Origin of the sequence: Flavobacterium plurextorum (assembly GCF_002217395.1) — a bacterium.
Lineage (GTDB): Bacteria > Bacteroidota > Bacteroidia > Flavobacteriales > Flavobacteriaceae > Flavobacterium > Flavobacterium plurextorum.
The window spans coordinates 42,402-54,973 of record NZ_MUHD01000033.1; the positions used below are offsets into that span (position 1 = coordinate 42,402).

The following is a 12,572-nucleotide window of genomic DNA, read 5'->3' on the forward strand; positions in this document are numbered from 1 at the left end:
ATGAGTTCAGAAAATGTGCAAACCAAATGGGGGCAGTTTATCTCGTTGATAATAGTCTTCTTCTTTTGGGGTTTTGTTGGTTCCGCCAATGATATCCTTATTCCCGTATTCAAAAAAGTATTCACCTTATCTCAAGTTCAATCACAACTAGTAGCGTGGGCTTTTTATGCGGCGTATTTTGTAGGATCTTTGATTTTCTTTTTAGTTTCCTTAAAATTAGATGTTCTACAAAAATTTGGATACAAAAAAACCCTTTCAGCTGGTTTAGTACTTTCAGCTTTTGGTTCATTTTTATTCATTCCTGCAGCAACAATGGAAAGCTTTCCATTTTTCCTAACAGCTTTATTTACTGTAGGATTAGGTTTTTCTATTCAACAAATTGTTGCCAATCCATTAGCCATTAAAATGGGAAGCCCTCAAACCGGAGCTCACCGTTTAACACTTGCAGGAGGTATTAACTCTTTTGGAACAACAATTGGAGCAATTTTACTTGGAATCGCTTTATTTGGAATGGGAGACAACAAAAAAACAGCACTTTCTTTAGAAGATATTAAATTACCTTTTATCATCCTTGGTCTTGCATTTATTGCAGTTGCAATTTTTATGAACTTCTCTAAAATTGAAGACCCGGCAAAAGAAGAGGAAGAAGTAGTAAAAACAGCTCACGAAAAATTCAACATCCTTGATTACCCACAACTATATCTAGGAATGTTAGGAATCTTTATTTATGTTGGAACCGAAGTTACAATTATCAGTAACCTGCCTGCTTTACTTCATACTGCTGAATTTGGTAATGTCCTAGAAGACGCTATCGCGCCATTTATCGCTCTATATTGGGGAAGTTTAATGATTGGCCGTTGGAATGGTGGTGTTAACGTTTTCAACACTTCAAACTTAGTAAATACAGCATTAAAATTCATTGTTCCTGCTATTGCATTTGGAGTAATTATTGGAGCTAATATTTTTGCAGCACACGATGTTTCTTCATTCTACATCTACCCAATCTGGATTTTAGTATTTATTGGAGTGAGTTTTATAGGAGGAAAAAATGCTGGAAAAACGCTAATGCTTTTCGGAATATCTGGTTTATTAATGATGCTTGCAGGATTAGTTTGTCCAAGCCCGGAAATTGCTAAATTCTTCTTTATCTCTGGCGGATTATTCTTGTCTATCATGTGGCCTTCAATCTTCGATTTAGCAATCGCTGGTTTAGGAAAAAACACAGGAAAAGCATCTTCATTCCTAATCATGATGATTCTTGGAGGAGGAATTATTCCTTTAGTACAAGGAAGTATCTGTGATTTTGACCTTACAAAACCTGAAGGAATCTTTGGTATTACATGGACACATTTCTCTTACATTGTACCTCTTTTAGGCTTTGCTTATTTAGGATTCTACGGTTTCTACTGCCCTAAAATATTAAAAAAACAAGGAATCAGCCACGTTCAAAGTGAAGGCGGCGGTCACTAATTAAAATATAATTACAATAAAAAAGTCCCATTTTTTATAAAATGGGACTTTTTTTATACACTCTGCCAATAACATAAAACTAAATTCAAGCAGTATCAAAAAACAATTCAAAACAATCTCTGAACCTTTACGACTTTGCTTCTTTGAACCTCATTACATTACTTAGCATTTATAATATTACTCAAATTCTTCTTAAAAACGGCTTTATTTTGCTCACGTAAATTATACACAACATCTTTATCAGCGTGAACAATAACTTTATCTATATTGGCCGCTAAAAGAGCCTGAGGATCTTTTATTTTTAATGTACAGGCGCCATCAAAAAAACCGTCATCTTCAATAATTTTTTTAGCCTCAATAATTGTCCCATCACTTAATACTGCTGATATTGTCATTGTTTTATTGAGTGTTTTAGAATAAAATCCATCCATAACCAACATCAGTCGGTATGAGTTTTTCAATTCAGGTCCCTTAAATTCATGTCGGGTAATATTATAACGCAAACCTTTAGCCAACACCTGAAATTTAACACTGCAATCAAGCTCATAAGCAGCCACATCACCAGCTTCATTAACACTTGTTAAAACCTTCGCAGCTTGCGCATTTATGGATAAACTCGCAACAAAAAATGACATTAAGAATAGTACAATTTTCATAAGTAATTTGTTTTTAGGTTACTATAAAAGTAAAAAAAAACGTCTTTTCTCGTTAGAAAAAAGACGTTTTTAATTTTATAAGTATCTAATAATTACTTATTTCCCTTCTCGAAGTCAGCTACGAATTGTGCTAAACCAATATCAGTTAACGGGTGTTTCAATAATCCGTAAATTGCAGAAAGCGGTCCAGTCATTACATCAGCACCAATTTTTGCACAGTTTACAATATGCATTGTATGACGTACAGAAGCTGCTAAAATTTGAGTTTCGTAACCATAGTTATCGTAAATTTCTCTAATTTCTTGAATTAAATTCAAACCATCTGTAGAAACATCATCTAAACGACCAATAAAAGGAGAAACATAAGTTGCACCAGCTTTTGCAGCCAATAATGCTTGCCCTGCAGAAAACACAAGAGTTACGTTTGTTTTAATTCCTTTATCAGAAAAATATTTTGCAGCCATTACACCTTCTTTAGTCATAGGCAATTTTACAACGATTTGATCATGTAATTCAGCTAATTCCTCACCTTCTTTCACCATTCCTTCAAAATCCAATGCATTTACTTCTGCACTTACATCACCTTCTACAAGATTGCAAATGTCAACATAATGCTTCAAGATATTGTTTTTTCCAGTAATTCCTTCTTTAGCCATCAAAGACGGATTAGTTGTTACACCATCTAAAACACCTAAAGCTTGTGCTTCTTTAATCTGAGCTAAATTAGCAGTATCAATAAAAAATTTCATAATCTATTTATATTTAATTGTGTTGAATATTATTTGGGCGTGTTCGCTGCGGCGAACGGGCTTTCGGCTATATCTTTTGTTCCTCTTCACTTCGCAAAAGGATAATACCTTTATCCCTCACGCAAACTCAGCTGCAAAATTACAACTTATAATTACTTAGAAGAATTCTTTTTATTTAATTCTTTCAATTCATCTCTAATTTCTTCAAGAACTTTTAACGTTTCTTCTTTATAAACTTCCGAATTATTAATCTTATCACTCAAAGAGCTTAATATTCTTCGAAATACAAACCAAACAACAAGAAAAATTAAAAAAACAAAAATAGTAGGCAAAAACTCTATCATCTGCTCCATAATTTTACAAATTATAATGATTCATCAGCATTTTTTCATAAACCTTATCTGGCAATGCACGTTTCAATACAATCGAAAACTTCTGCATGAAAGCGCCAACTTTGTAATGAACTTTTGGTTTATCTTCTTGAATAATTTTAAAAATAGCTTCAGCCATTTCATTTGGATTACTTCCCGCATCAACATGTTCATCCATTGTTGCTAACGTTTCTCCATACACTTTTTCATAAGCAGAACCTTGAATAACCGGCGCATGATAACGTCCTGATGCAATATTTGTTGCAAAATCTCCAGGAGCAACATTTGTAATTTCAATCCCAAATTGCTTCACTTCCATTCTCAAAGCCTCTGTGATCAATTCTAAAGCTCCTTTTGAAGCCGAATAAACACTTCTATAAGGCAATCCCATATAACCCGCAATTGAAGTAATATTAATAATCAAACCAGATTTTTGTTCACGCATTTGCGGCAATACTGATTTCATTACCTCAATTGGCCCAAAAAAATTGGTTTCAAAATTGTTTTTAATTTCCTCCATCGGAATTTCTTCCAAAGGTCCTGTAATTCCAACTCCAGCATTATTAATTACAATATCCAATCTCCCAGAAGCTGCAATAATTTTATTCACCGCCAGCTTAATTGATTCAGCATTTCGAACATCCAGAGCCACTAACGGAAAAATAGAATTCAATACTTTTTCAGGATTTCTACTGGTTCCATACACAACGAATCCTTTTTTATGCAAAAATTCACCAATCGATTTTCCAATCCCTGAGGATGCACCAGTAATTAAAACAACTTTATTCATTTTTTGAGTTATGAGTTATGAATTGTGACTTATGAGTTTTACGAAAGAAGACAAAACTTTTCATCTCTAATGCTTAACTCCAAACTTCACTAAGGACCAAAAATAAAAAAATCCTCCCGAAGGAAGACTACTTTTACATTAATTCTAAAAAAAAATCCCGAAACTTCGGGACAATAAAAAAAAAGAAAAAAAAATGGCAAGCGACCTACATCGCACCGCTCAACCACGTACCCTTGCTATGTTCCCATCCTGGGGGAGTCTGCAGGAGCTGGTCGTGTAGGACTTGCCGGTGCAAATATACAATCTTTTTATATTTTTGCAAGAGCTTTGCTGCTATAAAAATATCGTTGTATATTGGCTTATTCAAATTTTAAACTATGAAAAAATATAACTTCCTAGCTGTCATTTTATTAGGAACTACATTAATTGGATGTGGAGATAAAAATAAAAGTGAAAATTCTTTATTTAATATTGACGATTCTGCTTTTCCTGCCCATTTTCTTCCACAAGAAGCTGTTTCAATCGGAATTTCGAACCCAAATTCGAAAGAAATCGACAGCGTTGCATACTTCGTTAACGATAAAAAAGTGGGAAGTAAAAAAGGAAATGAAAAATTTAAATTTGAACTAAAAGATCAAAGATTAGGTTATCAATATCTAAAAGCAACAGTTTATTATGGAGGAAACTCATCTGATGCTACTAAAAGAATTGAATTAGTTTCAAGTGTTGAACCAAAATTACTCAACTATAAAGTTGTAAACACATATCCGCACGACACCAAAGCTTTTACAGAAGGTTTAGAATTTTATGATGGCGTTTTATATGAAAGTACAGGTCAAAAAGGAGATTCTTATTTTAGATCTGTAGATTATAAAACTGGAAAAGTGATTAAACAAGTAGATCTTCCGAAAGAGTATTTTGGCGAAGGAATTACTTTTATTAATGGAAAAGTTTTTCAATTAAGCTGGCAGGAAAAAACAGGTTTTATTTATGATGCTAAAACATTAAAACTTGAAAAAACATTCACCTACGACAAAGAAATTGAAGGTTGGGGAATGACAAATGACGGAAAATACATTTATCGTTCAGACGGAACTGAAAAAATCTGGAAGATGGATCCAAATACACAAAAGCTGATTGACTATATCAATGTATATTCAGGAACTTCAAAAATTAAAGTTCTTAACGAATTGGAATATATTAATGGAAAGATCTATGCAAATGTTTGGCAAAAAGATGCGATTGCAGTTATAAATCCAACTTCTGGAGCTGTTGAAGGCATTTTAAACCTATCTGGTTTACGCAAATTTATCAAACATCCAGAAGCCGAAGTATTAAACGGAATCGCTTACAACCCACAAACCAAAACCATATTTGTTACGGGAAAATATTGGGAGAAAATGTTTGAAATAACCGTTTCTGAATAATAAAACAAAACTAATAAGAACACAAATTTCACAGATTTCGCGAATTAGTTCGTGATAATTTGTGAAATTTGTGTTTTATAACAATAACAATAATGACAACATTAATAAAAAACATACAAGAACTGCTTCAAGTTCGCGAAACTTCAATATCAAAAGTTTCAGGAGCTGAAATGGCAATACTTCCAACCCTTAAAAATGCTTTTTTACTGATACAAGACAATTTAATTGCCGATTTTGGATTGATGGAAAATCTTCCTGAAATCGATGCAGACGAAGTTATCGATGCCACAGGAAAAGTAGTTCTGCCAACTTGGTGCGACAGTCACACTCATATTGTTTACGCCGGCAATCGCGAACAGGAATTTGTTGACCGCATTAACGGATTTACTTATGAAGAAATTGCTAATCGCGGAGGCGGAATATTAAATTCGGCTAAAAAACTAAACGAAACTTCAGAAGACGATATTTACGACCAATCTAAAATTCGTCTTGAAGAAGTAATGCAGTTAGGAACTGGCGCTGTCGAAATAAAATCAGGTTACGGACTTACGATTGAAGGTGAATTAAAAATGCTTCGTGTAATTAAAAAACTAGCCGAAAATTATCCTATTTCAATAAAAGCTACTTTTTTGGGCGCTCATGCTTTTCCAACACATTACAAAGAAAACAAAGCGGGTTATATCGAAGAAATCATAACGCAAATGATTCCTGAAATTACTCAAAATAAACTTGCTGATTATATTGATGTTTTCTGCGAAAGCGGTTATTTTTCAGTTGAAGAAACCGAAAAAATAATGAATGCAGGAATAAAATCAGGCTTAACACCAAAAATACATGTAAACCAATTCAATTCTATTGGCGGAATACAAGCTGGCGTTAAATTTAAAGCCCTTTCTGTAGATCATCTTGAAATTATGAATCCTGAAGATATTGAAGCTTTAAAAGACACAGAAACGATGCCGGTTGCTTTACCATCATGTTCTTATTTTTTAAGTATTCCTTATACTCCAGCCCGCGAAATGATCAAAGCAGGTTTACCGCTTGCATTAGCAACCGATTTCAACCCCGGTTCTACTCCATCAGGAAATATGAATTTTGTTGTTGCAACGGCTTGTATAAAAATGAAAATGACTCCTGAAGAAGCTATAAATGCGGCTACAATTAACGGAGCTTATGCAATGGGACTTTCTGAAACACATGGAAGTATCACAAAAGGAAAAAAGGCCAATCTTATCCTGACCAAACCAATTTCTTCTTATTACCAAATACCTTACGCTTTTGGCAGTAATTTAATTGAAAGTGTTTTTATAGAAGGAAAAATTATATAACAGCAATATCTTCAAATAGTTTTATCAATAAAAAAAGGTCTGCGAGAAATCACAGACCTTTAATATTTTAGTGGTATTATTACTTAAGCGACGTGGTATTATCTTAAACTGAAGCTTGTTTTAGAAACCAACTCATCATTATCAAAAACATTGATAAAGTAAGTTCCTTTAGCAAAATCTTTACCTGGTAAATCTTCAGTAACATTTACGCTTTTGTTCTCATATTGAACAGTAGTTTTAAAGCTGTATGTTAATGATTTATCACCAAAACTTTCAGTTTTCTTATCACCTAAAACGTTATTTTTAGAATCAATTACTTGAACATAATACGTTTTATCACCAGACTTAGCGATTTGATTTTCAGCAATTGTAAAGCTTACTTTCAAAACATCGGCACGGCTTGCTTTATCAGTTTCAACTTGTTTTCCTGAGCTTTTCAATTTGTAAGCTGCAGTTTTAGTATTTAAAACTGATAATTTAGAACCTCTTTCTACAGTTTTAGCCAATTCTTCATTTTGGCCAACTAGTACTTCGTTATACTTTTTAGATTCTCCCAATACTACAATAGTACTATCTCTTTGAGTAGTTAAAACACCATTTTGTTTTTTCAACTCATCGTTTTCAGCAACTAAAGTTTTCATTTTACCTTGCATTGCTTGAACTTGAGATCTGAATTTAGAAACGTCACCTTTAGATTTGTTCAAATCATCCATTAAAGCTACTACTTTATCTCTTTCTTGAATTAATTCATCAGACATTGAAGTATTCTCTGCAATTGCAGCATCATAAGTCGCTTTTAACTCTTGCAAATCTTTCATAACAGATTCTTTCTCTGTCATAGTCGTTGTAAGTTCAGTTTTAACCACTTCAGTATCAGAAGAAAGTTTAAAAACATACACTAAGCTACCAATTAGTAGGACTGCTAAAACTGCGATAATCGCCTTTAGACTTGAATTGTTGTTCTTTGGGTTTTCCATATTGAATAATTTTCTTTAAAAACAAATTTAAGAATTAATATATCGTAATAACGTAAGTTGACGCAATTATATTATTTTTGGAAAATATTTTTTTTTTAATGGAAAAACTAATTCCTTTTACAGTCAATGATTTGGCAAAAGTCACAAATCATCGAAGCGGCGAAATAAAATTTGGAGAAAAAATGATTGTCATTCCTAAGGGAGCTGATAAAATCAAATTTTTACAAGAAAGCGAAGCAAAATATGTTCTTTTGGGAATCCCAGAAGATATAGGCGTGCGTGCTAACTACGGCAGACCCGGAGCTGCTTCTGCTTGGGATAGTGCCATAAAAAGCATTGCCAATATTCAGCATAATCGCTTTTGCAAAGGCAGCCAGATTATAGTTCTAGGACAACTCAATGTTTCCGAAGAAATGCGCAATGTTGAAAATCTAGATTTTAACGACATTGACGACCGATCTAAACTAAGTCAATTGGTAGAAAAAATCGACAAAGAGGTTTCGCATATTATTTTTACTATAATTAAAGCTGGAAAAACTCCAATTATCATTGGCGGTGGTCATAATAATGCCTACGGAAACATTAAAGGTTCGGCTTTAGCCAAAGGAAAACCCATTAATGCAATAAATTTTGATGCCCATTCAGATTTTAGAATTCTCGAAGGCCGCCACAGCGGAAATGGATTCTCGTACGCTTACGAAGAAGGTTTCCTAAAAAAATATTTCATTTTTGGGCTCCATGAAAATTATACTTCAAAAAGTGTTCTAGACATTATCAAAAAACTAGAAGACCGCGTTCGTTACAATACTTACGACAGCGTCAATATTCGTAAAGAAAAAGACTTTGACAAAGAAATGGCTCTTGCACTTGAATTTATAAAAACAGATTCATTTGGAATTGAAATTGACTTAGATGCAATTCCAAACATTGCCAGCAGCGCAATGACTATAAGCGGATTCTCGGTTGAAGAACTCAGACAATTTATTTCTTTTTTCGGACAGCATAAAAATGCAGCATATCTTCATATTTGCGAAGGTGCACCAGATTTAGCCGATTCTCCAAATAACAATTTAATTGGAAAATTAATTGGTTATTTAGTTACCGATTTTGTGAAAGCCAATAACGAAAAAGAAAAATCACAATGAACGACAACCGCTTTAAAACCACACATTTCCCAAATAATACAAGAATCAAATAAACGATTGACCGAATAAACCTATCTTTGCACAGATTTTAGTACTTAAAACTAAAATCTTAATTACTAAGATATGTTATTCGAAGATTTATCACTTTCAAAAAGTATACAAAAAGCCGTATTTGAAGAAGGCTATTTAAATCCTACCCCAATTCAGGAAAAATCAATTCCGATTGTTTTGGCTGGGCGAGATTTAATTGGCTGCGCGCAAACAGGTACGGGAAAAACTGCAGCATTTGCAATTCCTATCATACATCAATTACACCGAATTGTAGGCTCTTCAAAAAAGGCCAAACAAATTCGTGCTCTTGTAGTTACTCCTACTCGTGAATTAGCAGTACAAATTGGTCAAAGTTTTGACACTTATGCTAAATATACAAACTTAACACAGCTGACTATTTTTGGCGGCGTTTCACAAAACCCACAAGTTGAAGCTTTAAAAAATGGTGTAGATATTTTAGTAGCCACTCCAGGCCGCTTACTTGATTTACACAAACAAGGTTTTCTAGATTTTAATCATTTGCATACTTTAGTTCTTGATGAAGCAGATCAAATGCTTGATATGGGTTTTATAAATGATGTAAAGAAGATTGTAAAACTGACTCCAAAAAACAGACAGACTTTACTTTTCTCTGCTACAATGCCTTTAGCAATTCGCGAACTGGCTGAAATGTTTTTACAAGATCCAGAAAAAGTAGAAGTTTCTCCAGTTTCTTCAACTGCCGAAAATGTAGAACAACGTATTTATTTTGTTGATAAAACAGAAAAAAGAAATTTATTATACCATTTGATAAAAAACGAAAACTTATCGAATGTGCTTGTGTTTTCAAGAACAAAACATGGGGCTGATAATGTTGTAAAAGCACTTAGAAAAAAAGATATTCCTGCAGAAGCAATTCATGGAGATAAATCTCAAAATGCAAGACAACGTGTCCTAGATGCTTTTAAAAACAAAGAAGTTGGCGTACTTGTAGCTACAGATATTGCTGCAAGAGGAATCGACATTGAACAGCTTCCTTATGTTATCAATTTTGACCTTCCTAATATTCCTGAAACTTACGTACACCGAATTGGACGTACCGGGCGTGCAGGAAATGGAGGTATTGCAATTTCATTTTGCGGAAAAGACGAACATCCATACTGGAAAGATATCCAAAAATTAATAAAAGTAGATGTTCAAACTATTACAGATCATCCTTACCCTTGGCACGAAGGAAGTCCTGAAGCAGGTGAAAAACCTAAAAATTCAAACCGAAGCGGCGGAGCTCATAAATCGAGAAAATCAAATGCTTCTAAACAAAATAAAAAACGCTGGTATTAACCAGCGTTTTTTGCTTCATTTATTAAATAGTTTAAAATCTTAAACAACTTAACAGGTTCAAACGGTTTTACAATAATATCGTTTATTCCTGATGAAATTGCTTCATCTGTTATTTCATCTTTATCAAAAGCAGTTAAGGCAACTATTGGTGTTTTTATTCCCAAAAGACGGATTCTTTTCGTGGTTTCAAATCCATTCATTAAAGGCATATTAATATCCATTAAAATAAGATCAAACTCCTCAGTCTCTAATATCTTTAAAGCTCCGAATCCATCATCTACAACAGAACAGATATAATTGTTTTTCTCGATAATTTTCTTGGTTACCAATTGATTAATCAAGTTGTCTTCAACAATTAAAATTTTATAGATCTCATTCGATGTTAAATCAACCTCGATTTCTTCTATAATCTTTTTAGTTTTCTGAGGATCATGCTCGAATGGAACTTTAAAAGAGAAAGTGGTTCCTTTACCGAGATCACTTTCTACACTTATTGAGCTTCCAAAAAGCCCTAATAATCTTTTCACAATACTAAGCCCTAAACCGGTTCCTTGATAATCTTCATCTTTTCTTCCCACTTGAACAAATTTTTCGAAAATTTTATTTTGATCAACAGCAGCTATACCAACTCCGTTGTCTTTTATTAAAAAATCTAAAAAGTAAAACTTCCCTTCAATTCGGTCCAGTTTAACCACAATATCGACTTCACCATTTTTAGTAAACTTTAAAGCATTACTAACCAAGTTCATTAAAATTTGAGCTAAACGAAGTTTATCTCCAATTAGATATTCTGGAATCTTGTTGTCTATATCGATGTTTATTTTATTATTATTTTTTTGAGATAAAAAAGAAAGAGAGTTCTTGATTACAGTTATCTCATCAGAAATATTAAATGTTAAGTTCTCCAGCACTACCTTATTTTCTTCAATTTTATTGATTTGAAGAATATCATTTACAAGCGACAATAAATATCTGGCAGAAAATTTCAAAGCACTTAAATGCTCGCTTCGTGCTAATTCCTTATGCTCATCGAGCAGCATATTCGTTATACCAACCACACCATAAAGCGGAGTACGTAATTCGTGGCTTATAGTCGAAATAAATTGAGTTTTCAGGAGTGAGGCTTCCTCTGCAATTTCTTTTGCTTTTAAAAGCTCTAAATTGTGTTTTTTCTTAAGTCTGATATTTTTAATTAAAGTAATAATCAGAAACAGCAAAATCAAAGAAATTAAAACAAACAGAATAACAATAATTTTTGATTTTTTGAGACTGTGATATTGTTCTACTTTTTCGCTCTCGACTTTATCAATCTGCCTTTTATATTCGTCTAATTCAAGATTAAAACCAGCAACAGTAGCTTTCTTAATTTTTTCATCATTATACAACTCATCAGTAAGCTTGGTATACATCGAGAGATGTTCATAAGCTTCTTTAAGTCTGCTTTTTTTAGTTAAAAATCTTGAATATTCTAAATGAGCAAACGCTAAATCAGATTTTTGAGTATTATCCTTTCCTGCTTTTATAGCTTTTATAAAAAAAGTATCAGCTAAGCTGTCTTCATTACGAAAATTGTGATAGATGCCATTAAACATATTCACAACAATTTCCGTCAATTCGTCTCCGTACTTTTCCTTATTCTCATTTACATATTTCAGATACGGATAACCTTCCTCATATTTCTTAATATCAAAATACGCCCAGACAATATTTACATTACTAAAATAAACCTGACTTAAATCTTTAATTTTTAAACCATAAACAATCGATTTTTTATAATATTGAATTCCTTTCTCGAACTGTTTTTTTTCAAAACAGTACATATTTCCTAGATTATTATAAAGATTGTATTTAATAGAATCGTTTTTTGTTTTATTGGCATAATACAAACTTTTGTTGTAAAAAAAGATTGCCTTGTCAACTTCTAACAACTCATTATAGTTTGCAGCTATAATATTATACGAACGAGAAATTAAGGTAGGATTCTTAGAATTAGTTGCAGCATTTAGTGCAGCTCTTGAAATAATTAATGATTTTTCGAAGTTTGACTCTCTAAAATCAGCTAATGCTTTTTTTATAAGTTTATCGATCTTTGCTTCTGATATGGGTTCAGTTTGCCCGATCGCTGAATTGACAAAACAATTCAGAAATAGAAGAAGAAATAAAAAAATCCGTTTTCGGGGCATTAATCGGCTAATTTTATCAAATATACATTTAAAAATTTAAAAAAAGAGCTGTATTTCAATTAAAAAATACAGCTCTTTTTTTATATATAAAAACACGTTTTTCTA

The 12,572-nt window shown here is 32.7% G+C and carries 11 protein-coding genes and 1 other RNA gene; 5 read left to right on the forward strand and 7 right to left on the reverse strand.

Annotated features, from left to right (window positions below; all coding sequences use genetic code 11):
• Positions 1 to 1,470, forward strand: coding sequence for an MFS transporter (locus B0A81_RS17295; RefSeq protein ID WP_089059177.1), 1,470 nt, complete (start codon positions 1 to 3; stop codon positions 1,468 to 1,470).
• 158 nt (positions 1,471 to 1,628) lie between these two features.
• Here B0A81_RS17295 and B0A81_RS17300 read toward each other — a convergent pair whose 3' ends face one another.
• The 5 genes from B0A81_RS17300 to ffs form a co-directional block, all read right to left on the reverse strand.
• Positions 1,629 to 2,126, reverse strand: coding sequence for a hypothetical protein (locus B0A81_RS17300; protein ID WP_089059178.1), 498 nt, complete (start codon positions 2,124 to 2,126; stop codon positions 1,629 to 1,631).
• Between the two features lie 92 nt (positions 2,127 to 2,218).
• On the reverse strand, positions 2,219 to 2,875 hold the full coding sequence (gene fsa, locus B0A81_RS17305) for a fructose-6-phosphate aldolase (protein WP_089052819.1): 657 nt from the start codon (positions 2,873 to 2,875) through the stop codon (positions 2,219 to 2,221).
• Between the two features lie 152 nt (positions 2,876 to 3,027).
• Positions 3,028 to 3,228: a hypothetical protein gene (locus tag B0A81_RS17310; protein WP_089059179.1), complete on the reverse strand. Its 201-nt coding sequence runs from the start codon at positions 3,226 to 3,228 to the stop codon at positions 3,028 to 3,030.
• Between the two features lie 4 nt (positions 3,229 to 3,232).
• Positions 3,233 to 4,036 (reverse strand): SDR family oxidoreductase, encoded by an 804-nt coding sequence (locus B0A81_RS17315; RefSeq protein ID WP_089059180.1) that lies wholly within the window; start codon positions 4,034 to 4,036, stop codon positions 3,233 to 3,235.
• A gap of 191 nt (positions 4,037 to 4,227) precedes the next feature.
• Positions 4,228 to 4,325: signal recognition particle sRNA small type (ffs, locus tag B0A81_RS17320), an RNA gene on the reverse strand.
• Between the two features lie 88 nt (positions 4,326 to 4,413).
• Here ffs and B0A81_RS17325 point away from each other — a divergent pair.
• Both B0A81_RS17325 and hutI read left to right on the forward strand, forming a co-directional pair.
• Positions 4,414 to 5,463 carry a glutaminyl-peptide cyclotransferase gene (locus tag B0A81_RS17325; protein WP_089059181.1) on the forward strand — a complete coding sequence of 350 codons (1,050 nt, stop codon included), beginning with the start codon at positions 4,414 to 4,416 and terminating at the stop codon, positions 5,461 to 5,463.
• A 92-nt stretch (positions 5,464 to 5,555) separates the two neighbouring features.
• Positions 5,556 to 6,791 carry an imidazolonepropionase gene (gene hutI / locus B0A81_RS17330; RefSeq protein ID WP_089059182.1) on the forward strand — a complete coding sequence of 412 codons (1,236 nt, stop codon included), beginning with the start codon at positions 5,556 to 5,558 and terminating at the stop codon, positions 6,789 to 6,791.
• 98 nt (positions 6,792 to 6,889) lie between these two features.
• On the opposite strand, the gene B0A81_RS17335 is transcribed toward hutI, so the two are convergent.
• Positions 6,890 to 7,768: a hypothetical protein gene (locus B0A81_RS17335; protein WP_089059183.1), complete on the reverse strand. Its 879-nt coding sequence runs from the start codon at positions 7,766 to 7,768 to the stop codon at positions 6,890 to 6,892.
• 98 nt (positions 7,769 to 7,866) lie between these two features.
• On the opposite strand from B0A81_RS17335, the gene B0A81_RS17340 reads away from it, so the two are divergent.
• Both B0A81_RS17340 and B0A81_RS17345 read left to right on the forward strand, forming a co-directional pair.
• Entirely contained in the window at positions 7,867 to 8,913 is a 1,047-nt protein-coding gene (locus B0A81_RS17340) for a formimidoylglutamase (RefSeq protein ID WP_089059184.1), read from the forward strand.
• Between the two features lie 123 nt (positions 8,914 to 9,036).
• On the forward strand, positions 9,037 to 10,284 hold the full coding sequence (locus B0A81_RS17345; RefSeq protein ID WP_089052813.1) for a DEAD/DEAH box helicase: 1,248 nt from the start codon (positions 9,037 to 9,039) through the stop codon (positions 10,282 to 10,284).
• Here B0A81_RS17345 and B0A81_RS17350 read toward each other — a convergent pair.
• Complete coding sequence (locus tag B0A81_RS17350; RefSeq protein WP_089059185.1) at positions 10,281 to 12,467, reverse strand: response regulator; 2,187 nt, start codon at positions 12,465 to 12,467, stop codon at positions 10,281 to 10,283. The two genes, B0A81_RS17345 and B0A81_RS17350, sit on opposite strands and share 4 nt — an antisense overlap.
• Between the last annotated feature and the right edge of the window lie 105 nt (positions 12,468 to 12,572).

Coding starts and splice junctions, on each gene's coding strand:
- B0A81_RS17295 (WP_089059177.1), top strand. CDS start 1: ATGAGTTCAGAAAATGTGCAAACCAAATGGGGGCAGTTTATCTCGTTG.
- B0A81_RS17300 (WP_089059178.1), bottom strand. CDS start 2,126: ATGAAAATTGTACTATTCTTAATGTCATTTTTTGTTGCGAGTTTATCC.
- fsa (WP_089052819.1), bottom strand. CDS start 2,875: ATGAAATTTTTTATTGATACTGCTAATTTAGCTCAGATTAAAGAAGCA.
- B0A81_RS17310 (WP_089059179.1), bottom strand. CDS start 3,228: ATGGAGCAGATGATAGAGTTTTTGCCTACTATTTTTGTTTTTTTAATT.
- B0A81_RS17315 (WP_089059180.1), bottom strand. CDS start 4,036: ATGAATAAAGTTGTTTTAATTACTGGTGCATCCTCAGGGATTGGAAAA.
- B0A81_RS17325 (WP_089059181.1), top strand. CDS start 4,414: ATGAAAAAATATAACTTCCTAGCTGTCATTTTATTAGGAACTACATTA.
- hutI (WP_089059182.1), top strand. CDS start 5,556: ATGACAACATTAATAAAAAACATACAAGAACTGCTTCAAGTTCGCGAA.
- B0A81_RS17335 (WP_089059183.1), bottom strand. CDS start 7,768: ATGGAAAACCCAAAGAACAACAATTCAAGTCTAAAGGCGATTATCGCA.
- B0A81_RS17340 (WP_089059184.1), top strand. CDS start 7,867: ATGGAAAAACTAATTCCTTTTACAGTCAATGATTTGGCAAAAGTCACA.
- B0A81_RS17345 (WP_089052813.1), top strand. CDS start 9,037: ATGTTATTCGAAGATTTATCACTTTCAAAAAGTATACAAAAAGCCGTA.
- B0A81_RS17350 (WP_089059185.1), bottom strand. CDS start 12,467: ATGCCCCGAAAACGGATTTTTTTATTTCTTCTTCTATTTCTGAATTGT.